A 26,500-nucleotide genomic window follows, 5' to 3' on the forward strand; every position below is an offset into this window, starting at 1 on the left:
GAGGGCACGTTTTTGTTCTGGTGTCAGATGAATTTTCATGGTCGTAAGCATGATCTGGTTTGGGGGATAAATCAAGCATCTTCAATGGCGATTGGTATATAATGTCCAATAATACTTGTTAGCTTATCCTACATAACGCAACAACGCTGTTACTATCGTAAGTGTGTTTATGCTCTTTGACGGGATAACTAAAGCCAACAAAATCTCAGGGAAGACAGCATCCAGGCCGTTTCTGGCATAGGAAGAAATTTACCAACCATACAGCCAATTGGAGTGATATAAAAAAGAAAAGAGCTTCGCGTTATAACGCGAAGCTCTTTGGATCTTGAAGTTGCTTGATCCCCTTTCAGTTATAAAGCCCGAAGGATGGCTTCTACACTTTCTTTCGCATCACCAAACAACATTTGTGTATTGTCTTTAAAGAATAATGGATTTTGCACTCCGGCATATCCCGTATTCATCGAACGTTTAAATACGATGACATTTTGTGCTTTCCAAACCTCCAAAACTGGCATGCCAGCAATAGGGCTTGAAGGATCTTCCTGAGCGGCTGGGTTTACAGTGTCATTGGCTCCTATAACTAAAACCGTATCCGTTCCAGAAAAATCGTCATTAATTTCATCCATTTCCAAGACAATATCATAAGGAACTTTGGCTTCAGCAAGTAATACGTTCATATGACCTGGCAACCGTCCCGCAACGGGGTGAATGCCAAAGCGAACATTTATGCCCTTCTCTCGTAATTTGGCTGTAATGTCATGTACAGGATACTGCGCTTGAGCAACTGCCATACCATAGCCTGGGGTAATGATAACGGAAGTAGAATTTTTCAACAGGTCAGCGACATCTTCCTCGGTTGTTTCGCGGTACTCTCCCAAATCTTGATCACCACCGGAAGAACTGCCATCTGTACCGAAACCGCCAGCAATGACACTGATAAAGGAACGATTCATCGCTTTACACATAATATAAGAAAGGATTGCCCCCGAAGAACCCACTAAGGCACCTGTGACTATCAGTAAATCATTACTTAGCATGAAACCTGCCGCCGCCGCCGCCCAGCCTGAATATGAGTTCAGCATGGAAATAACGACTGGCATATCTGCACCGCCAATCGAGGCCACTAAATGCCAGCCAAAAGCGAGAGCGATAACTGTCATCACCAGTAAAGTGAAGACTTGCAAGCCAACACTTTCTGTTTTGATAAAGGTGAACATTAAGATCAAGGAGACAACCAATGCTGCCAGATTAAGTTTGTGCCGATGTGGCAACATCAATGGTTTGGACGATATTTTCCCACGTAATTTACCAAATGCCACAATTGAACCAGTAAATGTTACGGCACCAATAAATACCCCAAGGAAAACTTCTGTCAGGTGAATATTTACCATAATAGAGCTGGCAAAAATATCATGGGTGATAAAACTATTGAACCCAACCAGAACTGCCGCCAATCCGACAAAACTGTGTAGGATAGCTACTAATTCTGGCATTTCGGTCATCTCCACTTTTTTGGCGAGACGAATACCAATAACCGCACCGATAACCATCGCTAAAATAATCCAGCCAATTTTGCCAGTATCAGGCCCTAAAATCGTGGCAATCAACGCAATTGCCATACCAACGATACCAAAAATGTTACCGCGTCTGGAGCTTTCGTGGCGGGAAAGTCCGGCAAGGCTGAAAATGAACAAAATGGCGGCAACAATATAAGCTGCTGTAACTACTCCGTTCGACATAAGTTACCCCTTATCCTTTACGAAACATTTTCAGCATACGTTGAGTGACAGTAAAGCCACCAAAAATATTGATGCTGGCAATTAATACGGCAATGAATGAGAAGAAACCCACCCATCCCCCTTCACCAATTTGCAGTACAGCACCAACTACAATGATCCCTGAAATAGCGTTGGTGACGGACATTAATGGTGTGTGCAACGAATGGCTGACATTCCAAACAACGTAATAACCCACCACACAGGATAAGGCAAAAACAGTAAAATGAGATAAAAACTCTTTCGGGGCAACATGTGCTAACCAGCCATACAGAATTATCACTAGCGCGAGAGCTCCATACTTCAGCCACGTAGGTTTCGGTTTTTCTGCTAATTTCTCCTCTTTTTTTATTGACGTTGGTTTGGCAGTTGTTGGTTGAACCGAAACTTGGATGGGCGGAGCTGGCCATGTAATTTCACCTTGTTTAATGACAGTGACGCCACGTATAACGACATCATCAAAATCAATGATGATTTCTCCATTGTTTTTTTTGCACAGTAGTTTCAGCAAATTGACCAGATTTGAACCATAGAGTTGTGATGATTGGGTAGGCAATCGACTGGGCAAATCAGTATAGCCGATAATTTTCACCCCATTTGCTGTAACGACAAGCTTATTGGCTTGCGTATATTCACAGTTACCGCCATTTTGGGCAGCCAGATCGACAATTACGCTACCAGGTTTCATGGAATCAACCATTTCTTTCGTGATAAGCCGTGGTGCCGGTTTCCCCGGAATCAATGCTGTTGTAACGATAATGTCGACTTCTTTTGCTTGTGCAGCAAACAATTCCATTTCTGCTTTGATAAAAGCTTCTGACATTACTTTTGCATAACCGTCACCACTGCCTGCTTCTTCTTTGAAATTTAATTCCAAGAATTCAGCACCCATGCTTTGTACTTGTTCCTTGACTTCCGGGCGTGTATCAAAAGCACGGACAATCGCACCCAGGCTACCAGCAGCACCAATTGCAGCTAATCCGGCAACACCTGCTCCAATAATCATAACTTTAGCTGGTGGTATTTTACCTGCCGCTGTAATTTGTCCTGTGAAAAAACGACCAAATTCATGGGCGGATTCGACAATGGCACGATAACCAGCAATATTTGCCATTGAACTGAGGGCATCTAAAGATTGTGCGCGGGAAATTCGTGGAACTGCATCCATAGCAAGAACAGTTACCTTGCGTTTTGCCAGTTTTGCCATTAATGACGGATTTAGCGCTGGCCAAATAAAACTAATTAGAGTAGCGCCTTCTTTGATTAGGGCAATTTCATCATCTTCAGGAGCGTTTACTTTTAAAATGATATCTGATCGCCAAACCTGATGGATTTCTTCTATATCAGCCCCTGCTTTTTGATACGCAGCATCATTAAAACTAGCAAGTTGCCCCGCTCCTGTCTCAACTGTGACGTCGAACCCTAATTTCTTCAATTGCTCCACGGTTGATGGTGTGGCAGCAATGCGCGCCTCATTGGAAAGTCGCTCTTTTGGTACACCAATACGCATAATGTTTCCTTCTTTAAGAATGAAATATTGTTGATTATTACCTTGTTGAAGCTAATTTAACGATTAAATAGAATACCAAATAGTAACTCAATGAAAATAATGTCAACGAATTATCATAAAATCAGAAAAACAAAATGACCTTTTAATGTAAATAATTATTTGGCTCGTATAACTTACTATATTTAGTAAAATTCTTAGTGTCATATACTAAAAGCGAGTAACTGTTTTTTTAGAAGGCATAATTTCTTGCGGCAATTAGCATTATTACATGTAATAATTGCAACCTATGTGATGCATAACAATGTTCAGCACGTTATAAATATTTTAATGCGCAAGGCGAAAGGATTTTTTATGAAGCTGAAGACAACGATCATCGCTACCGCGGTGTTCTCACTAACCACGATGACCGCTGCACATGCAGCTAAAGAATTGACTCCAGAACAAGCGGCGGAGTTTAAACCTTTTGAGCGGATTTCAGTTACTGGTCGTTTTAATGCAATTTATGAAGCTGCGGATGCTGTTTCCCGTCAGGCAGATAAAAAAGGCGCTGACAGTTTTTACATTCAAAGCCTCGATGATCTCAATGGAAGTGGTAATTTGCGTGTTATCGCCGATTTGTACCACAAAAATGCAGAAAAAGCAGATAAAACACCTAACTATCGCATTTATCGTGGCATCAAAGAGTTACCTAAAACTGAAGCCATTACCTTAGAGCCTTTCGATACTGTAACTGTTAATGGTTATTTTCCGACTGACCCTGATATGAAAGAAGCTATCGCTAAAGCAGCTAAAAAGAAAGATGCGGCATCTTTCTTTATTGTCCGTGATATTGCACCGAATAATGGAGGAAACCAAATAGTTACAGCATATGTTTATAAAGAAGATGCGCCAAAACGTAAGATTCAGTCTGGTGAAGCTGTGATCCCAGCAGATTCTGAAGCAGGACGCCAGGCTCTGGCACAAGGCGGAGAAGAATCAAGGAAAGTCGAAATTCCAGGTATTGCTTCTTCAACTTCGACAAGTAATGTCGTTGGGCGATTTTTTGAAACCCAGTCATCAAAAGGTAGTCGTTACACTGTAACTTTACCTGATGGCACAAAAATTCAAGAGCTGAATAAAGCATCCGCGGCTCAGATGGTTCCGTTCGATTCCATTACCTTTTATGGCTATTATACTACCGCACCTGAAGTTTCTTATCAGGTTGCTAAGCGTGCGGCAGAGAAAGGTGCAAAGTATTACCATATTACTCGAGAATGGCAATCTAATGGTGGTAACGTTACCATCAGTGCAGATTTATTCAAATAATCATAGTATTGTAGTTCAGCAATTCTTGAAAAAGGCACAAATGTTGTTTGTGCCTTTTTGATTGGATCTCTTTGGTATTTTATTATTTATTTGCATCAATAACCTTCCAAAAATTAACAATTAAATAACGTTACGATGAGGGATGAATTGTAAATCATCCTGTTTATCCTTCCCTTTTATTGACGAAATTTACATAATTGTTTTTTATTTATTTCTATAATGTAAAATTAATAGCCGGTATTATACAGAATGATTATCTTGTGATCATTGCTATGTTTATTAAGATAATAACACGCATTAGAAAAATTATTTATAATGCGTTTTCTTACTTCTTTACATAATTTTATGCATAAAATTTATATTTTTTTGCATAGTCAACCATTGCATACAATCCTTTCACTCCGTAGAATCGCCCTGTTTTTAGATTTATCTACTGAATCTGTTCTGCAATTCTTCGCATGGATGCAATAAATGTCCAATATGTGTTTGATATTCGGGACAAGTGTTCTGGCTAATCGTGTTGATTATATTATTTTTAGGAACGTATCTTTGGAAAAGAAATTAGGCCTTACATCTCTGACAGCACTGGTACTCAGTTCTATGGTCGGTGCCGGCGTATTCAGTTTGCCGCAAAACATGGCGCAAGCAGGAAGTCCTGCTGCATTAATGATTGGTTGGGGAATAACAGGCATAGGTATTCTCTTTTTAGCCACTTCCTTACTGTTACTTTCACGACTTCGCCCTGATTTGGATAGCGGTATTTTTACTTACGCAAGAGAGGGTTTTGGGGAGTTAGTTGGATTCTGCTCTGCATGGGGATATTGGTTTTGTGCCATTATTGCCAATGTTTCTTACTTAGTTATCGTTTTTGCTGCGTTAAGTTTTTTCACTGATACTGAACATTCAATAATTTTTGGTGATGGTAATACTTGGCAATCGTTAATAGGTGAATCTATTTTACTTTGGTTTGTTCATTGGTTGGTATTGCGAGGTGTACAAACGGCTGCGGGAGTTAACCTGCTGGCTACAATGGCAAAATTATTACCATTGACCCTATTTATTATCTTAGCTGCCATCGCTTTCAAAATGGATGTGTTTTCATTTGATTTCCGTGGTATTGAAATGGGAGTTCCTGTTTGGCAGCAAGTTAAAGACACGATGCTAATTACACTGTGGGTTTTTATCGGTGTTGAAGGTGCAGTTGTTGTTTCAGCCAGAGCTAGAAAACGCAAGGATATTGGTATCGCAACTGTGCTGGCTGTTATTTCAGCATTAGGAGTATATGTGCTGGTTACCCTGCTTTCATTAGGATTGATCACTAGACCTGAATTAGCGGCTATGCGTAATCCTTCTATGGCAACTTTGATGGTCGGATTAATAGGTTCTTCAGGTGAAATTGTGATTATTGCTGGCTTGATCATCTCTGTTTGTGGAGCTTATCTGAGTTGGACAATTATGGCAGCAGAAGTACCATTTATCGCTTCTTTACACGGCTCATTTCCGAAGGTTTTCAAAAAACAAAACAGTAAGAAAGCGCCTGAATCATCACTTTGGATCACGAATGGTGCTATACAACTTTCTTTGGTTTTAATTTGGTTAAGTGGTAGTAACTACAATACATTACTCTCCATTGCTTCTGAGATGATCCTTGTCCCCTACTTTCTTGTAGGTGCATTTTTAATGAAGGTTGCCTTTCAACGCAGTAGCCGTGCTTTGTTCTTTATTGCCTTAGGTGCTTGCACCTATGGGTTATGGTTACTCTATGCTTCAGGACTAATGAATCTTTTGCTTTCGATAGTGCTATATGCCCCTGGATTGTTGGTTTTTCTGTATTCACGCAGACAATATCAGAAGAAAGTACCGTTAAGCGTTATAGAAAAATCAACCATTGTGATTTTGTTCTTAATGGTGCTTCCATCTACATGGAAATTAATGCATTAATAATAATTTACAACTAAGCAATTTAAGGGGAGAAACTAAATTCTCCTCTTATTTTTTTGGTTTTTTTTGAGATAGATTTTGTGGTGGGGAAGTTAATTTTTTCTTTATATTTTAGTAGTATGTTGTAATTAAATCACGAAGAATAGATCATTTTAAAGCCAAAACATAAGAATTAATTCTGATTTAATTCCAGTGCATTCTTCAAATAAATAGGATGTAAGCTGTAATAAGATATTTATCATAAAGATTTTATCAAAAAAAAATTAACTTTAAGCAAATGTAATTCATTTTCATTTACCTTAAAAATAGATACAACCTCTTACATAATTACAAAAAATAGATATAAAAATTAAAATGAAAAAACTGAGTTACAAATAAATAATAAACATATAATAATTATTTAAACTTTTTGTAAAAAACAAAATTCAAACGCATTATGTGTCTTGCATCATTTTTATTTTTACAGAATGTCATCAATTAATAATTAATCTTATAGAACAGAATAAAAGCTCTTTGAAGTTCAGAAAAAAATCTATGTTATGCATAACAATTCTATTAATTTTTTCCTAACAGCTTAAAACTTCAAAGTATGAGATTAGTCAAGTTATTATTTTGATTTTTGTTAATTAATCGCTACTATATTTTTTACCTTATCTATTGATGAGGAAATATGAAATGTTGTTTCGTTGTTTATCAGAAGTAAACCTAACCAACTTGTTGCCGTATTTATGTACGGTATTAACATTAACTCAATAATCTGTTTCTCTGTCGAATAAGCTCGTCAGAAGTAGGATGCATTAAGAAATGAAAACTAAGTTAATTATTTCATCTGTATTTGCTTCATTTGTATTTATGTCCACCGCCCATGCTGCTGATGGGCAAATTAAATTTACGGGAAAGATTACTGCTACCGCGTGTAAAATAGATTCAAATTCTGCTAACCAAACCGTAAATATGGGAACTATCAGCTCAAATTCATTTAATGGACCTTATAGTACTTCTGCCTCTACCCGTTTTAGTATTAAATTGACCGATTGCCCACAAGATTATCAACACGCACAGGTCAAATTTGATGGGCAGACGGACAGAGCCAGTAGCCGATTTTTAGCGTTAAGTCGTAATGGAGGAGAAAATCCTGCTCAGGGTGTTGCAATTGCACTTTATGAAGATGATAGTAATACCATGATCAATCTGGCAGAAAATTCACGTCCTCAATATTTTTCACATGGAAAAACAGAAGAATTGAAATTCGTTGCCAAATACATTGCAACGGCTAAAACTGTGACTCCAGGTACAGGTGATGCAGTAGCTAACTTCACTATTGTCTATAACTAATTTACCTATAACTAAAGGAAGTTATGGCAGGGAAGCCAAAACAATATCTCTCTGGTCTAAATATTGTTTGGAGCGACCACTTTGAAATATTTTCGCATTTTAATTTTTATTCTTATCAGCGTTTTCAATACGAATATCTCTTTTGCTGGAGTCGTCATTGGCGGCACACGTGTTGTTTATATTAGTGACCAGAAAGAAGCCTCTATTTCCATTAACAATCCAGAAACCGACATTTCTTACCTTATTCAATCGTGGGTTCAAGGTGAGAATGATGAAATGAAAACGCCTTTTATTATCACTCCCCCACTGTTCAAATTAACAGCCGAGAATGAGAATGTTTTACGAATTGTTAAAATTGGCAATGAATTACCTGATGATAAAGAATCTTTGTTCTGGCTCAATATCAAGTCTATTCCCGCTACAACAAAATCAGAACAAAATCAATTACAAATCACGGTAAAATCTCGGTTTAAGTTATTCTATCGCCCTGCCAACTTAGCCGATAATGCCGGTATTGCTTATAAAGCTCTGAAGTTCAGAGTCGATGGGGACAAATTCATTGCGGAAAATCCAACGCCTTACTATATCTCTTTTTCTGAGTTAATCACTGGCAATAATGTAGAAAATTACGAGATTAAATCTGCGGGGATGATCCCTCCTTTTCAACAAAGAACTTGGAATATTCCTATAAAAAGCATCAGCCAAGTGACTTGGAAAATAATTAATGATTTTGGTGGCGTGTCACCAGAAGAAAGACGTAAGTTGTAATTCAAAAGCTAATTGTAATGAAAAACTATATACCCAATAAACTTCAAGAGACAATCTGGAGAATAGTGGGTATATCAAAATAGAAATTTATTATGGATAACTATCGTCATTCTCTTCAAAAAAATAGTCTTGATAATTTGGCATTATTTATCAAGCTAAGCTTGCATTGTCTATATTTTAGGGTGCCTCTCTGTGCATTGTTAACTACATCTCTTGTGATGTATAACAATAATAAGGCTCACGCTGAAGAGTATTTCAACATCAATGCGTTGGAAATCCATTCAGATTTTGAAGATATTGATCTATCTATTTTTACTCAAGATGATCAGCAACCTCCCGGGCGTTATTGGGTAGATATCTATCTTAATCGGGAAAAAGTAGATACTGGGAATGTTGATTTTATTATCGTCAATAACAAGCTATCTCCCAAAATTAAGATACAACAACTCAGGGAAATCGGAGTAAATATTGAATTATTCCCCACACTGATTACTTTGCCACAAGAAACGGAACTTACTGATCTTGATCAATATATTCCGTCCGCATCGACGTCTTTTGATTTTAAACATCAGCGGCTGGATATCAGTATTCCCCAAGCCGCCTTGAATAGGCTGGCGAGAGATTATGTACCTCCTCATTTGTGGGATCAGGGATTAACTTCCCTGTTGGTTAACTATAGCTATAGTGGCTCCATGACTTGGCAGGATGATCAACCTGGTTCAACAGAAAACCATTTTCTTAACCTCAGAACAGGTATTAATTGGGAAGCCTGGCGTTTGCGCAACTATTCTACTTACAGTAGTCAAGATAGAAAATGGCAGAATATCAACACATACCTTCAGCGAGATATCCATGCACTGAAAAGCCAATTAATATTTGGAGACAGTTATACCCCCTCACTTATTTTTGATAGCTTTCAGTTTCGCGGTATGCAATTGTCTTCTGATGACAATATGTTGCCCGATAGCTTAAAAGGATTTGCACCGATAATTAGAGGAATTGCCCAAAGCAATGCCCAAGTCACCATCAAACAAAATGGTTACATTATCTACGAATCTTACGTTTCTCCCGGGCCTTTTGTTATCAATGATCTCTATCCGACAACATCAACAGGAGATATAGAGGTCATTGTCAAAGAAGCTGATGGGAAAGAACATCGTTCTGTGCAAACTTTTTCCACTGTACCGATTATGTTACGTGAAAATAGCCTGCGACATTCCCTGACCTTGGGAAAATACCAATCTAATTCTCACCGTGGAAAAGAACCCTATTTCATGCAAGGTACGGTGATTTATGGTATTTCCAATCGTGTCACTGCCTATGGTGGAACCACGATTGCAAAAGATTATCAATCCATTGCCTTGGGTACAGGCTATAGTCTTTCCAATTGGGGTTCCCTTTCCTTTGATGTGACCTTCGCCAAAACCAATTTAATATCGAATGCTAATCATTATGGTCAATCTTATCGTTTCCAATATGCCAAAGATCTATCTCAGACAGGTACTAACCTCACTTTCTCAGGTTATCGTTACTCGACACAAAATTTTTACGATTTTAAAGAAGCGAGTGAGTTAAATACTACAATCGATGAAAGGAACTACAATAGCACTAATAAACGCAGTAAATTGCAGTTACATATTAATCAATCCCTTGGGGATTGGGGAACCATTTATTTATCTGCTTTTCAACAAGACTATTGGCATCAGAAAGGCTACGAAAGGAATATCAGTGCTGGTTATAACACAAGTTACAATTCAATTAATTATAGCTTAAATTATTCTCACAGCGCTTTCCCCGGTTCAAATCGTAGTGAGCAAATTGTCTCATTCAGCGTGCAAGTTCCTTTTGATCGTTGGCTGAAAAATAGCTGGGTAAGCTATAACATGACCAGCAACAAAAGCAGCGATACATCTCATCAAATCAGTTTAAATGGTACAGCTCTTGAAGATAACAACCTGATTTATAGCATTCAGCAAAATTATACTGGCCGTAGTCAAAGTATTGGTGGAAATATCAGCGCAGAATATAAAGGAGCATATGGACAAGTCAATGCTGGTTACAATTACGACAAATACTCCAGGCAACTCACTTATGGTTTAAATGGCGGGATTGTTGCCCATCCTTATGGCATAACCCTTTCCCAACCATTGGGAGAGACATCGGTATTAGTACGCGCCAATGGCGCTTCAAACATCAAAGTGCAAAATCACACCGGTATCAAAACTGACTGGCAAGGCTATGCCATTGTACCTTATGTCAGCAGCTATCGAAGAAACCGTATTGCGCTGGATACTTATTCAATGGGTAATAACGTTGATATTGATATCAATACGCAAGCTATTATTCCAACTCAAGGTTCACTGACACTGGCCAATTTCCAGACTCGTATTGGTTATCGCGTTTTGCTGATTCTTTCCCATAAAAGTAAAGAGATCCCATTTGGTGCAACTGCGACACTAGAAAAACAACATGACATCAATGATACCAACAGCACGATTGTCAGTAATGATGGACAAGCTTATCTCAGTGGCATTCCTAAATCAGGCCGCATATGGGTTAAATGGGGACACAAAACAATACAAGAATGTCGTGTCAATTATCGATTACCTGATGAAGAACCTGCTTCAGGTTTGTATATGGTTGAAGCTTCTTGCGAATAATCTCTTGCAAATAGCAATGTCGATATATTTATTTGATATATAACTAAAAAACAGTGGGTGTTATTTTATGACCAACAAATTAAAATTGTTATTAGCAAGTATATTTCTCATCGGCACGATGAGTAATTTTTCTAGCTTAGCGAACGACTATTGCCAATATTATGCGGGTTTTGTGCCTGGTATGACTCCAGTTTCTTTTGGTAATATTACAATTCCCAGGAACCATCCTATCGGGACAACTATCAAAGAAATACGTCTGGATCAGGTGGATGAAAAAGGTAATATCGCCCTCTGCGATACTTTCTTGCCTACAATATGGGAACAGCCTGATCTTACACCTGCAAGCTATAATCAGGATGCCATTTATGAATCCGGTGTTCCGGGAGTCGGTATCCGTATTAACACCTGGGAGCCACGTTATGGTATTGATTGGCTGCCCAGAACAGCGACCTATCCATTCACTTGCCCTTCACCGCCGCAATTTCAATGGAAAAAACAATATTGCGGTAAATCATGGGGTTACTTAACGGTACAGTTGATCAAGATTGCACCAACAACCGGTTCAGGGGCTGTTAAGTCGGCGAAACTAACTCGTGCTACATTAGGTCACAATATCCCTGTTCATACTTTCTATTTGTCGAATACCCATATCATGACCAAAGGTTGTTCTCTCAATCAAAAGATGATCGCAGTCAATATGGGAGATATTAAAAAAAGCGATTTCCGCAACATTTACAGTACAGCGGGAATGCAACATTTTGATATCAATATAAATTGCGATGCTAATGTGAATGTTGGACTGACGCTGGATGGAAGGCCTACAAACTGGAATACCCAAGATATCTGGGCATTGGATTATAGTGACAACGTCACGGCAAAAGGGGTTGGTTTACAGATACTATATCAAAACCGCCCCGTAACGATGCGTACTCCAGTCGTATTTGGCTCCACTCAGTCTGGTGGAAATATAACCATCCCATTAGTTGCCCGTTATACCCAAACGGAAGCAGAAGTTAAACCGGGTAAAGCAGATGCTACAGTAACAATTACTTTTGTATATCAATAAGTAAAGGTTATTCCCTGCTTAGCAGTATTATTGTTTGTTGTTAGTGGGGGTTATTTTTTTGATTTTGCAAGTATGTTGTAACTATAAAAAGAGTTATAAGGTTTTTATAAGTAAAATAACGAGATTGAGGGGCAGAATAAACCATAACTGCCCCTACATATCACGATGCTATATTTTCCATCGCTTGTAAAATACGTTTATCTGATATTGGATACGCAGTACCCAATTGTTGGGCAAACAGGCTGATCCGAAGCTCTTCAATCATCCAACGAACTTCTTTTGCTTCCGACAACGATTTTTGCTGGACAGACAGTTTTGCCAACCATTGTTGCCATTGACGTTGGATATATTCAACCCTGCTCATATGCGCCCTATCCTTGTTAGGATCTACCGTCAATTTTTCCAATCGACGTTCTATGCCATTCAAATAGCGCAAAACATCAACCAGACGTTTCCAACCGTGGGAAGTCACAAATCCATTGAAGACCAGGCCGGAAATTTGTTCTTTAATATCGGATAGCGCCAGTGCGAGAGAAATATCCACCCGCCCTTTCAGGCGCTTGTTGATATTAAAGACTGCTGTCAGGATCTGCTCCACTTGTTTGGCAATATCCACCACTGCGTCATTCAAATCGGCACGAACTTTATCATGCAAACTAGAAAATGCTTGTTCATTCCAGACTGTCCCGCCATTTTCTGCGATCAGTTTATCAACGCCACAGGAAATACAATCATCAATCAAATCCAATACTTTTCCATAGGGATTAAAATACAGCCCTAATTTAGATTTGTTCGGTAATTTTTCATGCAAGTATTTAATCGGCGATGGAATATTCAACAACAACAGGCGACGTGTTCCTTCCCACATTGCATTTTGCTGTTCTGATTCGGTTTCGAACAATTTTATGCCGATACTGTCTTTTTCATCCACCAATGCCGGAAATGCCTTAACAGAATAGCCCCCGCGTTTCTGCTCATAACATTCCGGCAATGTACCAAAGCTCCAGATATGCAACCCATTTTGTTCTATACCATCATCTGCAACCGCCGAAAGCGTTTCCTGAACTTTTTCTTTCAACTTCAGTTTCAATGTTGACAGATCTTTGCTTTCTGCTAACGATTTATTTTTTTCCCCCGTTTTCTTTTCTCCAATAATGCGGAATGTGATCTTTAAATGATCAGGCACTTGTTCCAACTGCCAGTCATTACGTAACACTGTCACTCCAGTCATGCGGCGTAATTCTTTCTCAAGGCTATCCAGTAAAGGAGCCTGAGGTTGTGTCACACGCTCCAGAAATGCCTGCGCATAGTTAGGCGCCGGAACAAAATTACGACGTATTGGTTTTGGCAATGATTTAATCAACGCAACAACCAATTCATGACGAATTCCCGGAATTTGCCAATCAAATCCTTCATCTTTGACTTGGTTCAAAACCGGTAAAGGAATATGAACTGTTACACCATCAGCATCGGTTCCTGGTTCAAATTGATAACTCAAACGGAATTTCAAGTTACCTTGAAACCAGTAATTTGGATAATCCAACGCATTGACTTTATTTGCATCACCCTTGATTAGCATACTCTTTTCAAAGTTGAGCAATTCGGGCTGATCTTTACTGGCGACTTTCCACCAGCGATCAAAATGGCGCGAAGAAACAACATCTTTACCAATGCGCTGATCGTAGAAACTGAACAAGGTTTCATCATCCACCAGAATATCCCGTCGGCGAGATTTATGTTCCAGTTCTTCTACTTCTTCACGCAATTTCAAATTAGCGCGGAAAAATGAATGACGGGTTTGCCAATCACCTTCTACCAATGCATGGCGGATGAATAACTCGCGGCACAACATGGGATCGATTCGGCTGTAATTTACCAGACGGCCCGTCACAATTGGCAAACCATATAAGGTGACTTTTTCCATTGCCATTACCGCCCCCTGGGATTTCTGCCAGTGCGGTTCACTATAGTGATTTTTGATTAAATGGGCCGCCAATGGCTCTACCCATTCTGGCTCGATGCGTGCGGCAATACGTCCCCACAAGCGGCTGGTTTCCACCAATTCAGCCACCATCACCCATTTTGGCGGTTTTTTAAATAGTCCAGAGCCAGGAAAAACAGAAAAACGGGCATTGCGCGCACCAGTATATTCCTGTTTATCCGTGTCCTTCTGCCCAATGTGAGATAACAACCCTACCAACAAGGCAATATGGATACTGCGATAATCTGCTTCCTGACTGTTAATCGGCAGGCCAATTTCTTTCACAACTTGCCGTAGCTGAGTATAAATATCCTGCCATTCCCTAACACGAAGATAATTCAGATAATCTTGCCGACAAAGTTTGCGAAATTGGGAACTGGAAAGCGCTTTCTGCTGTTCCACCAGAAAATCCCATAGCTTCAGGAAGGCGATGAAATCTGAATCTTTGTCCGCAAAACGACGATGTTTTTCATCAGAAGCTTGCTGCTTTTCCAACGGTCTTTCCCGTGGATCTTGAATTGACAATGCGGAAGCAATTACCATCACTTCGCGAACACAACCATGTACCTTAGCTTCCAGTACCATACGCGCCAAGCGGGGATCAATAGGCAACTGAGCCAATTGTCGTCCTATTGGGGTTAGCCGATAAGCGCCTTCTGACAATGACTCCGGATCAATAGCCCCCAACTCTTCCAACAAGCGAACCCCATCCTGGATATTACGTTTATCCGGGGCTTCAACAAATGGGAACGCACTGACATCTCCCAAACCAATGGAGGTCATTTGCAAAATAACGGAAGCCAGATTAGTGCGCAAAATTTCAGGATCAGTGAATTCTGGACGTGACAAAAAATCCTCTTCCGAATAAAGACGAATACAAATCCCGTCCGAAACACGGCCACAACGCCCTTTTCGCTGATTAGCAGATGCTTGCGATATCGGTTCTATCGGCAGGCGCTGCACCTTAGTGCGATAACTGTATCGGCTAATACGTGCAAAACCTGTATCGATCACGTATTTAATACCAGGTACCGTCAGTGATGTTTCTGCCACGTTGGTTGCTAAAATAATGCGGCGGCCAACATGAGGCTGAAAGATTCTATTCTGTTCGCTGTTAGACAACCGTGCAAAAAGTGGCAAAATTTCGGTATGTGGGAAATTTTGTTTATTGAGAGCATCCGCCGTATCACGAATTTCTCGTTCACCGCTCATGAATACCAGTATGTCACCTGAGCTTTCACGCCCTAATTCATCCACAGCGTCAATAATGGTTTCAAGCTGGTCTCGATCACTGTCATTATCACCACTAGCCACAGGACGATAACGCACTTCTACCGGATAAGTACGTCCAGATACTTCAATAATCGGTGCATTGTTAAAATGGCGGGAAAAACGTTCAGGATCGATGGTTGCAGAGGTAATGATAACTTTCAAATCTGGGCGTTTTGGCAGTAATTGACGCAGATAACCGAGGATAAAATCGATATTCAAGCTGCGTTCATGAGCTTCATCGATAATTAACGTATCATATTGCAATAACAAACGATCTTGCTGCAATTCTGCCAATAGAATACCGTCAGTCATCAATTTAACCAGCGTATTTTCACTGACCTGATCATTAAAACGAACTTTATAACCGACCGTCGAGCCAAGCGGCGTTTCCAGTTCATCCGCAATGCGGTTAGCAACCGAACGCGCTGCCAAACGACGGGGTTGGGTATGACCGATCAGCCCTTTAATTCCCCTTCCCAATTCAAGGCAGATTTTGGGGATCTGAGTTGTTTTACCTGAACCGGTTTCTCCGGCAATGATAACAACCTGATTATCCCGAATGGCTTTATAGATATCATCTTTCTTCTGGCTAACCGGCAGGTTTTCAGGATATTGAATCGAAGGACATGCAGCCTGGAGATTCATGACTTTCTGTTTTGCAGTTTCTATATCTGCCGCGATGGATTGTCCTACAGCCTGCAAGGAGACTTGATTCTTAATTTTTGCTGCTCCATGCAGACGTTTTTTTAAACGGAACTGATCACGCAGCGGTGTGTGATCAAGTTCAGCGAATAATTCAGCAAATGGTGCTGTCAAAGGTGATTTCACGTGATAAATCCTTGTGACGTTTTTTAACTGAGTAGCGCTGTCTTTGCAGGCCAAGAGGATTATTTTTTATGACATAACGATATTAGAAGTGTAACATATCTTGTGTAATCCCATGTACTCCATATATATCCCCCTCCTCGGCAATTTATCATCTTCTTGGTCATATTCGATTCCAATACTTGATAGAGAGTTTTTCAGCCTATTTTCTTAAGATTACTATCACAAAATTTACACTCTGAAAGTGTATACTTCGCAAACCATTTGTCTGATAATTTGTGTATCTTAGAACTAATCAAGAAAAGGGGCGAAAATGATAAAGTATCACCCAGAACGTAATCAGATACGGCTTGAAAATGTACTTTCTGCGTTAGGTAATCCAATGCGAATGACTGTTGTTCATGTGTTGGCCGACGGAGGGGAACATACCTGTGGCTCTATCCTTAAAGGTGTATCTAAATCAACCTTAACTCACCACTGGCGAGTCCTTCGTGACAGTGGTGTTATCTGGCAAAAACCTTCAGGTAGGGAGAATTTGTTATCTCTTCGCAAGGAAGATTTGGATGCCCGCTTTCCAGGGCTACTTGCCTCATTTCTTATGGCTATAGAAGAAGACGAGCTTACTGGGGATACGATTAAACAATACAATCCAGATAATTGACAGGAAGCTATGATTGCTGATTGTTTTACCTCATATGCTAGGAATTAACGTAATCTTCTAAGGTTTCTTCATTCCCGACCTTAATTGATATCCATTTCATTATCAATCTCTAATGCAGAATCATCCATAATATTATCCCCTATGTAACCAAATATTTTTCCAGTAAATCTGTGCTCCTTTCCGGCCATTAACGGCCGGAGAAATGATTATTTTTCTATTACTTCAGAAACGGATGTAATCAATATCTTTCTTCTGGGCAAGGTAAGTGTAATAAGTAACGCTAGCGCTATACCTATTGCAGCATATAGGAACGCATACCATATACTTGCTGCCAATAAAATAGTTTCACCTTCTGGTCCATCCCGCTGCGCTATACCTGTAGCCAAGGCAATCAGAATCGCTAGACCAATAGCATTTCCAACATTCAGAGTTGTTGACGCCATACCTGAAGTAATACCCTGTTCACTATGGTCAACATCTGTTGCAGCAGCAATCCACATGGCTGTCCAGACAATTCCCTGACCCAAGCCAGAAATAATCAAACCAGCCAGAATGGATTTATAAGAAGCGGATACTGATGCTCCAGGCATCATTAACAGCGTTCCGACAATACCAATAATACAACCCGTAATCAGGGCATTTTTCGTCCCTATGGAATTCGCAAGGCGTGCCCCTGCCTGAGTCCCCATAAAAATGGATATGGAAGGAACAATAAACGCAAGGCCAGTCTCAAGGGCATTGTAATTCATCACGTTCTGGAACAGGACAGTTTCGAAATAGGGTAACGCACCAAACGTCCCCATATAAATGAAAGTTATAGTAACGCCGACAACCAAGTTCTTATTACGGAAAAGACGTAACGGCATCAATGGATCACGAGATTTTGACTCGATCACAATGAACATGATGAGACTTACCAAAGCCAAGAGTAGTGCATACTTGATAACAGGCGTTCCCCAACCATATTCAGGCCCCTGCACAAGTGAAAAGACTAGAAGAGTAGATGCAACTGTGACTGTCAATGCACCAGGAAGGTCGAAACTACGTTTCTCATGCCTGACTGGATCAGCAGAAATAACAATGAAAGCGGCAATGATTGCTATACCCGCCAACAGAACATTCACATAAAACACCGATGACCAACCCAGATAATTTGTCAAAAGACCACCAGCAAGTGACCCGATTGTTAATCCACTCGCTCCAGCCCCTCCCCATACCGCCAGCGCTCTGTTACGTTCGGGACCTTCACGGAACAGTCGGTTGATTAGAGAAAGTGTTGCAGGGAAAAGGAAAGCACCACCAATTCCCTGAACAGCGCGAGCAGCAATAATCACCTCAGGACGCCAGGCCATTCCTCCAATCAATGACGAAATTGCATACAACCACAAAGCACCAATGAACATTCGACGTTGACCAAGCAAATCGGCAGCACGACCGCCAAAGAGCAGGAAACCACCACAAAACACAGTATAAGCACTAACGACCCACTGAAGTGTTTGATCAGAAAAACCAAGTCCTTTTCCTATTTCAGGTAGAGCAACAAATACTATGTTGATATCTAAAGAAATTATTAACTGAGCAAATGCCAGCAAAGCCAGGCTTAGTCCCAACCGATGCTGATGATCACCTTGATTCCTAGACATAAAACCTCTTCATTGTTTTATTGTTTGTGTAAATACGTACAATAAAATATATGTGTTTTATCAAACCTGTTGCAAGCTTTATTTTAAGAATTTTTCTGCTCAGAACTGAGCGGGCATGCGTAACTTATACTTCCTCAGATTCAATGAATTTGAATGAATATCTCAAAATATTGAGCTATTGATTGAACAATTCCCTATATAAAATATGATGCACAATCGATATTATCAATTAAGTTATTAGTATCTTAGATAACTAGAGTTGTAAATAACTGAGGAAGTAAAGAATGAGTAAAGTACTGGTTCTGAAATCCAGCATTCTGGCACAATATTCCCAAAGCAATAAACTGGCCGACTACTTTGTAGAAAAATGGTTGACTGACCATTCAGAGAGCAACATTACCACACGTGATCTGGCTGAAAATCCAGTTCCAGTACTAGATGGAGAATTAGTCAATGCCTTGCGTCCGAGCAGTGCAGAATTGACAGAACGTCAAAAAACAGTATTGACCCTGTCAGATGAGTTGATTACAGAGTTAAAAGCACACGATGTTATTGTCATCACCGCGCCAATGTATAACTTTGCTATCCCTACTCAATTAAAAGCCTATTTTGATCTAATTGCCCGTGCCGGCGTGACTTTCCAGTACACTGAAAAAGGCCCAGAAGGACTACTGAAAGGCAAACAAGCTGTTATTTTGACCAGTCGTGGTGGTATTCATAAAAATAACCCAACAGATTTGGTGACTCCGTACTTACGTACCTTCCTCGGATTTATCGGTATCACAAATGTAGAATTTGTATTTGCTGAAGGCTTAGCTATGGGTGCAAAGTCCGCTAACCAGACACATCAAGATGCTCGTAACGCGATAGATGATGTCATAGCGAGAATGGGACAGAAGCAATCTGAAAAAATCGTTGCTTAATATTGTATTGTTCGATAAAATGTCACGTAATTAAGATCAGATAGCGCGCCATTTGGCGCGCTAAAATATATGGTCATACTCAAAAATAATAAAAACTCATCCATAAGCAAAATCCAACATCCCTGTCTTTTAGCGAACCATCCTGAAATGCCATATACACACCAAAATTTTTCAATGATTGACAATGGTAGCAACCATGTCATAGGTATATAACTTTTGCTTAGATCCAGTTCAAAAAAGTCAAATGCCGCATTTTACTGCTTCGTTTCCACTGTGCCAGCAATATGCGCTCCTACCAAACAGATATAAAGGTTACAATATTCGAGTATTCCACCATTATCCTCAAAGGCTGCAAAATAACTCCTTCCCAGGGTTTTTTCTCCCGAATTTGGCGTTATTATGCCTTCAGCCCAGGTATTATCAAGTTGATTACTTTCCGGACTATCAATAGTGCATATAAGCTTCCCATCTGATCCTGTGTATAGAAATGAATTGGAATATCGGATGGCAGGATCAGCTCCATCATTCGGTTTGTTCCAAGTGTCGTAATTATGTCCAGTATCATTCTCTTGTAGTGTCACTATATAACTATATCCAGCTATCGTCTGAAAAAAATATGAAACATACCAACCATTTTTTATATCCGGAAAATAAAGTGTTTTCGTTGCCATTACTAATATCTCCTTAATATTGTTTCATGGTATATTTTATGCGTCTGACAAGATTATTGGCTGTAACCCTTATAGAACCCAACGGGGACATTTGAATCGGATAAGTAGTGGTCGGTAACGGCCACTACTCTCCTAAGAACCATATATGCGAGTTTCCCCATGCAGCTCAAACCTTTCCAAGGGTAGTCTCTGATTGCAAAATGGATATTTATTCGTTGGGGTCGTCGTGGTAGTGAGACCACCCGACCAGACAGATAAATAAGTTATTGTATTCGATTCTGTAGTCTGTGCCATTATGCTTAATGCCGTTATCCTCAAAAGCAGCACAATAGGTTCTTCCCAAAGTTGGGTTCCCTGAACTTGGCGTTATGATACTTTCAGCCCAGCTATTATCAAGACGGCTGCTTTCTGGGCAATCAACATTACATATAAGCTTTCCGTCTGATCCTGTGTACCAAAATGAATGAGTATTGCTATAGGGAGAATCATCTCCATCGTTCTGTTTTTTCCAAGTGCCGTAAATATTTCCAGTGACACTATCTTGTATTGTTACGGTATAATCATACCCTGCTAACGTCTGTAAGAAATACGAAACATACCAACCATTTTTTATATCCGGAAAAGAAAGTGTTTTTGTTGCCATTGTTAATATCCCCTTAATATTGTCCCATAGTATATTTTATACTGCCGACAAGATCATTGGCTGTAACCGTTATAATTCCGTATCCTCCATTCTGTCCTTGCAGGTTTATTTTAAATTGTCCATATTCATTTGTATTCATTGATTGTATCGTATCGGGATTTGAAGCAATTTCAGATACATTACTCATATTTACGGCTGGATCTATTTTATAAGAGATGGATGTATTTTTAATTTGTTCAGATGTCTTTTTATCGTTAATCTGGATTGTAAGTATTTCGTATTTATCACCGATTGGCTGATATCCGGTTATTATTAACGCTATTTCATCGGGTGGAACAGTATTGATTTGTCCTTTCCATATTTGACTAGTTACTTTAGTACTATCTATATCCACGGTATAAGAAAAATAAATTTTTCCTTGATCATGAATATCAAATGCATCATGACCTGCAAGATATAATTGTGGTATACCAATGATGACATGATTGGTGACACCATCATCACCAGCTGTCGTTGGCATTGTCCACGATTCGAAAGGTTTATCTAACTTTTTGAGCTTTGAATGAATGTGTAAATTCAAAATCACTTCACTACCTAAAGGTATTTTAGTTTTATCGTTCAGATCATTTGTTCCTATAATCTTAACAAATAAACCCTCATGATTGGCATTGTCTTTATAATGAGAAATAGTCTTATAATTTATAACATCATTTTCCGTTACTAAATTATCTTTCCCTACGCCTAAACTCGAATAAACCTGACATTTTTCATAAACATTATCCGCTGGAGGAATATATTTTGTATATGTAAATTCGAGAGAGTCTGAAACCAATCTATCCGCACTTTCCTTAATAACACTATAGTAAAAATTAACCTTTTCTTCATTTTCGTTGAAAACACTATAAGGTAACGTTATAAAAGGTGTTCCAAGGTGGTCTGGATCTAACAAACGGTGAGGATTATCAATCATTTTCCCATTAATAAAGAAAAATATTGTATCACTCCCCTCTGCATTATCATATGGTGGTATGTTAACAGAGAAGCCGAAAGAGCTACCATCGTTATGTAAAACGTTATTATTGATTTCAACAATAATCGGAGCCGATAACGAATCCATTGAATTGATATCTGTTTGATCACTATCCAAAATGTATAGCGTTTTATCAGCTGAAATTTCACCTGTTGCACCAAATATCTGTGAATAAAGAGTCAGAACAACAGAACTTTCCTGTTTGGCATAAATATAAAAATTTAATTTGCCGTGAGGATCTGTGTTAATAATGAAACCTCTTTTACTACCAATCTTCCTGATAGGTATTTTCGTGTGTTTATCATCCTGATAAAAATCTACTTTATCAAAACTCCTGTCAGGAGTGTCAAGTATATTCACAGGTGTACCGGATAATTTGGCTGTGTTATCCTTATTTGTGATTGCAGTTCTTACCGTGCCCACTTTCACAAAATATCGCCCACCTGGTGGATCATTAATTCCAATTGGCATATCTAAATAATCAGCACCGACAGCCAATTGTACTGACGAGATGTCAAGCGTTTTGGCATAATAGAATACACTGATTTTTTCAAACCCTATTGCTGCTGAATTTGGCTGAATATCTAATGTAATTTCATTGTTTTCAACAATATTATTATCGACACGTAATTCAACAGAAATCGTTCCCTTTCTATTATTATCAGATAATACGATTGGAGGTACATGTCTACGCAACCCGATACCACCATAAGGTGTCAATTCGACACTTGCATCACTAGAAATAGGTGTATCAGATGTTAAAAAGATGTCGAGAATAAATTCTTCCCCTATGACTAAATCTGAACCTGGTTTTATAGAAGTCGTAATTTTCTTAGATGACATTATTATTCACCCCATAAACTTTCGTAATTATAAATATAAAAGATGAACTGAGTTCACTTCTTCCACTCTTATTATTCGCCGACAGTTTCTATTTGGCTATAATAATAATGACTGTATTGCCTCACACCTTCATTATCAATGTAATATTCAAAATAAATCATTGGCATTCCATAAGTTGAACTGCTCGCAAAGTTAACCAACAAATCGTATTTAATTTTAATAACCGTTGTGGATGTTTTACCGCCATCATGGTCAGGAACATGATTAATAACCGTGGAGAAGGGTTCATTGATCTGTTTATATTGGTCATCATTACTCAAATCATCACTTGAATCACCATTAAGGTACATTGTGAAATGAATGGTATCGCCAAATTTTGGTTTGCTTGTATCCGTAAAATCATTTGTTCCTATTATTTTTACAAATAGTCCATAACCTTCATTCCCTTCTTCCTGATAGCCAGCGATTGAAGAACTATTAATAGTTGAGCCATATTCCAGTATAAAATTGTCATCATCCTGATTTAACGGTGGTTGACTATTAGGATCTGCCCAACTAGCATAGACAACAGGCATGTCAAAAACACGTTCAATGTTATTTGACGGTTTATTTTCACCACCACCTATATAGGTGATCGGTAATTTTTTTGAATATCTATTATTCCCGCTTACAGGGGCGATTACGTAATTAAGATGTACTATATTATTTTTTGGAAACAGATCATAATACAGTTTAAAACTGTGATCAGGGATATCTGAGTGCGCTATCATCTTAATGGGTAAAACAGGTTTGTCATCAATAAAAAATATAATACTATCATCATCATGCAAATTAGTATAAGGCTCAACGGTTACATCAAATGTATAATCTGAGCCAAATGCTTGCAATTGACCATGACTCAAGTTATTTATTATCGGGACGGGAAGCAATTCACGCGGATCGGCAGGCTTAGGGTTCAGCATATAGACAGAAGGTGCTGCATAATAGACTTCAAGCCCAGGCAATTCGCTTTCTAACCGCAGTGTAATGGGTTGATTCTTTTTTGGATAAACACGAAAACTGATTTTACCATGGTGATTACTATTGATAGGAATAACAACCTGTTCATATTCCTCAATGGGATAAAGAGTCACAGGAGTGGATTGCCCATCATCCGGATCCGTAGTAATAATCACCTTATTATTTAGGCTATCTTTAATAACTGAGGAAATCTGGATCGGTGTATTTATCATTTCCTTACCATTACTATTTTTCAATTTCGCAGTATAAAGAATAAAATTCTTATTTTGATTATCAATATGAGTCTCTGTGTGTGGTACTTCACAAATATATTGATCGACTGACAGCCTAAGAGAATCTGCATCAATCAAATTAGCAGTATAATGTATTTCTTGCGTATGCAAATTAGATATCTCTAATTTATACGCAATGGTGTCTCCGGACTTTAAAGTACTGTCATCATCAATAGTTAAATAAGCAATTGAGCGTAGAGCATTTTCTATACCAGTAACAGGAGTGGCTTTAGTCAAACTGTCTACAGTTATTCCGTTAATCGCTGTTAAATTAACATTTAATTCCGAAGGTAATTTCCCATTGAACATCATGGTAATATAAAGATAAAAACTTTGCCCAATAACCACATCTGAACGATGAGGCACGGACAGAACAACTGACGATAGGACAGCATTTTGTAATATATTTTCTTTATCAATCATAATCAGTACCTTTTTAATTTTTCAACCAATGTCTCGACGAAATATGTCTATTCTCACTGCCTTCCAAACTTCAATTATTCTAAATAGCGTTTCAAAATGATAGGAGTATTCCTTACCCCGCGCGGAGCGCGGGGTAAGGAACTCCAACATCTGATACTCTCAGTGTTATGAAAACCTATTTAGTTATGCGGCGGGGTATTCACTCTATTTCCGGCGCACTATTTTTTGAAATACGCTAAATATAAAATAACAGACTTTATATTAGTTTAACCACAAGAACCATTACTCTATTGAACTTTATTATAGGTTCTTTCTATTCCATCTGACGGTATAAGGCTTGTTCTACCACCTGAAACTTTAAACATCTCTCCCATTGAGTAACGAGTATTTCCTTTTTTAGCAATAACATAAAAAACCCTTCCCATTCATCAGGTTTAAAGCTGGAAAAAGGAATGGGAAAAGAATATTTAACCTCGTTAGCATCATTCATATTATAAATAGGTAATATTAAGCTATTAATATCAGGGACCTTATCTTTTTCTTTAGTGAAAAATGAAATATGATCATCTGGGCTAGGGTTATCATAAGGTTGAATAGTAACTTTAAATGTAGGATCTTCTGGTCCACCCTTTATTACACTGTCGTCAGCATCAGGCATCAGCAATGATTCTAGGAGATCTGTGTCAAACAACGGCCTAGGAGTAATAAAACATACATTGTCTACCATATGCGTATACCTTTCCTGACCAAAAATCACACACCCCAAAGAAAGCAAGATCGGCTTATAATTAGCCTTACTATTGCCATCTTTGGGTTTATTATTTGGATAGACACGGAATTTTATTGTTCCATCATGACTATCACTCATCAATCTAATAAATGTTTTACCATTTTCAATGGTGGGAGAGTAAATTGTTGGTTGTAATCCTAATTTTGGATGAGACGTAATAATAATATTCTTGCTGAAATCATCCCCATGTTTAGATGTAATATGAACCAGCACATTTGTTATTGGTGTTTTTTTTCCAGAACTTCCTGTATCTTCTAATAATTGAGTTTTGTAAAGAACATACCTATCCTTTGGATCCTGTTGTGTTGGTGCAGAATATTTTTTAGGAATAACACAGACTGGTTTGTCAGGCAGTAACTGCAAAGTATAGGGAAGTATTTTTTTTACATTGTAACTAAAATTCTTATTGTAAATATTACTACTACCATTACCTAGAGTTATAGAAAAAGATACTTTACCATTTTTTATGGTGTTATCATCATAATCATCAATTATTATGCTATATAGTCCGGAATTTATACTATTTTCATGACCAGATGTTATAACCCTAGATATCGGTGGAGCTATTGTTATACCACTATCGACTTTTGCAGTGATACTAATAGAATACCCTGCTGGAAAATTACCAGTATTAACCGTTAATATCACGTTAAAATAAAATTGCTGACCATAAATTAAAGTGGTATCAGGCGTTACTGATAACTTCTCATCTATTGGAGAAGTACCACTGCCCTGTAAATGACTTTTTTTTTCTGACATAGTGAACCTCACAATCATAGGCATTCGGAAATTAATAAAATAATGACATTCCTGTTCACGTTGAAATCAAGTCTGAATAAAAATGTGATTGGTTATGTTCACCATTCATTGACTTTTCACAATTGTCATCACCATTTAGTAAAGGCTTAAGGGGAATCTATAAAATATCTTGACAAATTTTTATTTTTTAACCAACATTTCGCCGTAATATACCTATTTCTACTGTCTTTCAAACTACAGTATTTCTAGTTATGCACCGGAGGATTTATTCTCCTTCCGATGCACTATTTTTTGAAAACCATTAAACGCAAAATAATAGGATTTATATTATTATAATAACACTAACCATTAACATTAATTTATTATGTATAGAATATTTAATTC

At 38.6% G+C, this 26,500-nt stretch carries 17 protein-coding genes; 8 read left to right on the plus strand and 9 right to left on the minus strand.

Features of this window, described 5'->3' with window-relative positions:
• Positions 1 to 350: 350 nt before the first annotated feature.
• Positions 351 to 1,739: a Re/Si-specific NAD(P)(+) transhydrogenase subunit beta gene (pntB, locus tag Xentx_RS03625; RefSeq protein WP_074018912.1), complete on the minus strand. Its 1,389-nt coding sequence runs from the start codon at positions 1,737 to 1,739 to the stop codon at positions 351 to 353.
• Positions 1,740 to 1,749: 10 nt separating this feature from the next.
• Complete coding sequence (gene pntA / locus Xentx_RS03630) at positions 1,750 to 3,285, minus strand: Re/Si-specific NAD(P)(+) transhydrogenase subunit alpha (protein ID WP_074018913.1); 1,536 nt, start codon at positions 3,283 to 3,285, stop codon at positions 1,750 to 1,752.
• A gap of 351 nt (positions 3,286 to 3,636) precedes the next feature.
• Between pntA and ydgH the strand changes: the two genes are divergently transcribed.
• The 6 genes from ydgH to Xentx_RS03660 all read left to right on the plus strand — a co-directional run bounded on the left by ydgH (position 3,637) and on the right by Xentx_RS03660 (position 12,360).
• Positions 3,637 to 4,590, plus strand: a complete 954-nt coding sequence (ydgH, locus tag Xentx_RS03635; RefSeq protein ID WP_074018950.1) for a DUF1471 family protein YdgH — start codon at positions 3,637 to 3,639, stop codon at positions 4,588 to 4,590.
• A 549-nt stretch (positions 4,591 to 5,139) separates the two neighbouring features.
• A complete protein-coding gene (locus Xentx_RS03640; protein WP_074018951.1) occupies positions 5,140 to 6,531 on the plus strand; it encodes a basic amino acid/polyamine antiporter in 1,392 nt (463 codons plus the stop codon).
• Between the two features lie 804 nt (positions 6,532 to 7,335).
• Positions 7,336 to 7,866 carry a fimbrial protein gene (locus Xentx_RS03645; protein WP_074018914.1) on the plus strand — a complete coding sequence of 177 codons (531 nt, stop codon included), beginning with the start codon at positions 7,336 to 7,338 and terminating at the stop codon, positions 7,864 to 7,866.
• 81 nt (positions 7,867 to 7,947) lie between these two features.
• Positions 7,948 to 8,634: a fimbrial biogenesis chaperone gene (locus tag Xentx_RS03650; RefSeq protein ID WP_074018915.1), complete on the plus strand. Its 687-nt coding sequence runs from the start codon at positions 7,948 to 7,950 to the stop codon at positions 8,632 to 8,634.
• A 197-nt stretch (positions 8,635 to 8,831) separates the two neighbouring features.
• The gene (locus tag Xentx_RS03655; protein ID WP_244149815.1) at positions 8,832 to 11,294 is read left to right on the plus strand and encodes a fimbria/pilus outer membrane usher protein; all 2,463 of its coding nucleotides are present in this window, start codon (positions 8,832 to 8,834) and stop codon (positions 11,292 to 11,294) included.
• 67 nt (positions 11,295 to 11,361) lie between these two features.
• The gene (locus tag Xentx_RS03660) at positions 11,362 to 12,360 is read left to right on the plus strand and encodes a fimbrial protein (protein ID WP_074018917.1); all 999 of its coding nucleotides are present in this window, start codon (positions 11,362 to 11,364) and stop codon (positions 12,358 to 12,360) included.
• Positions 12,361 to 12,520: 160 nt separating this feature from the next.
• Here Xentx_RS03660 and hrpA read toward each other — a convergent pair whose 3' ends face one another.
• The gene (gene hrpA, locus Xentx_RS03665; RefSeq protein WP_074018918.1) at positions 12,521 to 16,441 is read right to left on the minus strand and encodes an ATP-dependent RNA helicase HrpA; all 3,921 of its coding nucleotides are present in this window, start codon (positions 16,439 to 16,441) and stop codon (positions 12,521 to 12,523) included.
• 310 nt (positions 16,442 to 16,751) lie between these two features.
• Here hrpA and Xentx_RS03670 point away from each other — a divergent pair, with 310 nt between their 5' ends.
• Positions 16,752 to 17,099: an ArsR/SmtB family transcription factor gene (locus tag Xentx_RS03670; RefSeq protein WP_074018919.1), complete on the plus strand. Its 348-nt coding sequence runs from the start codon at positions 16,752 to 16,754 to the stop codon at positions 17,097 to 17,099.
• Positions 17,100 to 17,305: 206 nt separating this feature from the next.
• Here Xentx_RS03670 and Xentx_RS03675 read toward each other — a convergent pair whose 3' ends face one another.
• Positions 17,306 to 18,742 carry an MFS transporter gene (locus tag Xentx_RS03675; protein ID WP_083600866.1) on the minus strand — a complete coding sequence of 479 codons (1,437 nt, stop codon included), beginning with the start codon at positions 18,740 to 18,742 and terminating at the stop codon, positions 17,306 to 17,308.
• A gap of 284 nt (positions 18,743 to 19,026) precedes the next feature.
• Here Xentx_RS03675 and Xentx_RS03680 point away from each other — a divergent pair, with 284 nt between their 5' ends.
• Positions 19,027 to 19,665, plus strand: a complete 639-nt coding sequence (locus Xentx_RS03680; RefSeq protein WP_074018920.1) for an FMN-dependent NADH-azoreductase — start codon at positions 19,027 to 19,029, stop codon at positions 19,663 to 19,665.
• 254 nt (positions 19,666 to 19,919) lie between these two features.
• On the opposite strand, the gene Xentx_RS03685 is transcribed toward Xentx_RS03680, so the two are convergent.
• From Xentx_RS03685 to Xentx_RS03705, 5 genes are all read right to left on the minus strand, one after another.
• On the minus strand, positions 19,920 to 20,336 hold the full coding sequence (locus tag Xentx_RS03685; RefSeq protein ID WP_074018921.1) for a hypothetical protein: 417 nt from the start codon (positions 20,334 to 20,336) through the stop codon (positions 19,920 to 19,922).
• Between the two features lie 208 nt (positions 20,337 to 20,544).
• Positions 20,545 to 20,979 carry a hypothetical protein gene (locus Xentx_RS03690; protein WP_074018922.1) on the minus strand — a complete coding sequence of 145 codons (435 nt, stop codon included), beginning with the start codon at positions 20,977 to 20,979 and terminating at the stop codon, positions 20,545 to 20,547.
• A 13-nt stretch (positions 20,980 to 20,992) separates the two neighbouring features.
• Positions 20,993 to 22,852, minus strand: a complete 1,860-nt coding sequence (locus Xentx_RS03695) for a hypothetical protein (RefSeq protein WP_074018923.1) — start codon at positions 22,850 to 22,852, stop codon at positions 20,993 to 20,995.
• 71 nt (positions 22,853 to 22,923) lie between these two features.
• Complete coding sequence (locus Xentx_RS03700) at positions 22,924 to 24,567, minus strand: hypothetical protein (RefSeq protein ID WP_074018924.1); 1,644 nt, start codon at positions 24,565 to 24,567, stop codon at positions 22,924 to 22,926.
• Between the two features lie 313 nt (positions 24,568 to 24,880).
• Positions 24,881 to 26,116, minus strand: a complete 1,236-nt coding sequence (locus tag Xentx_RS03705; protein ID WP_139292423.1) for a hypothetical protein — start codon at positions 26,114 to 26,116, stop codon at positions 24,881 to 24,883.
• Positions 26,117 to 26,500 lie beyond the last annotated feature (384 nt).

This window comes from Xenorhabdus thuongxuanensis, assembly GCF_001908095.1.
In the GTDB taxonomy this organism is placed as follows: domain Bacteria; phylum Pseudomonadota; class Gammaproteobacteria; order Enterobacterales; family Enterobacteriaceae; genus Xenorhabdus; species Xenorhabdus thuongxuanensis.

Bases quoted from the DNA above. Each gene is read 5' to 3' on its own strand.
- ydgH (WP_074018950.1), top strand. From the start codon at position 3,637: ATGAAGCTGAAGACAACGATCATCGCTACCGCGGTGTTCTCACTAACC.
- Xentx_RS03690 (WP_074018922.1), bottom strand. From the start codon at position 20,979: ATGGCAACAAAAACACTTTCTTTTCCGGATATAAAAAATGGTTGGTAT.
- Xentx_RS03670 (WP_074018919.1), top strand. From the start codon at position 16,752: ATGATAAAGTATCACCCAGAACGTAATCAGATACGGCTTGAAAATGTA.
- pntB (WP_074018912.1), bottom strand. From the start codon at position 1,739: ATGTCGAACGGAGTAGTTACAGCAGCTTATATTGTTGCCGCCATTTTG.
- Xentx_RS03660 (WP_074018917.1), top strand. From the start codon at position 11,362: ATGACCAACAAATTAAAATTGTTATTAGCAAGTATATTTCTCATCGGC.
- Xentx_RS03675 (WP_083600866.1), bottom strand. From the start codon at position 18,742: ATGTCTAGGAATCAAGGTGATCATCAGCATCGGTTGGGACTAAGCCTG.
- Xentx_RS03705 (WP_139292423.1), bottom strand. From the start codon at position 26,116: ATGTCAGAAAAAAAAAGTCATTTACAGGGCAGTGGTACTTCTCCAATA.
- Xentx_RS03700 (WP_074018924.1), bottom strand. From the start codon at position 24,567: ATGATTGATAAAGAAAATATATTACAAAATGCTGTCCTATCGTCAGTT.
- Xentx_RS03685 (WP_074018921.1), bottom strand. From the start codon at position 20,336: ATGGCAACGAAAACACTTTATTTTCCGGATATAAAAAATGGTTGGTAT.
- pntA (WP_074018913.1), bottom strand. From the start codon at position 3,285: ATGCGTATTGGTGTACCAAAAGAGCGACTTTCCAATGAGGCGCGCATT.
- Xentx_RS03680 (WP_074018920.1), top strand. From the start codon at position 19,027: ATGAGTAAAGTACTGGTTCTGAAATCCAGCATTCTGGCACAATATTCC.
- Xentx_RS03645 (WP_074018914.1), top strand. From the start codon at position 7,336: ATGAAAACTAAGTTAATTATTTCATCTGTATTTGCTTCATTTGTATTT.
- Xentx_RS03695 (WP_074018923.1), bottom strand. From the start codon at position 22,852: ATGTCATCTAAGAAAATTACGACTTCTATAAAACCAGGTTCAGATTTA.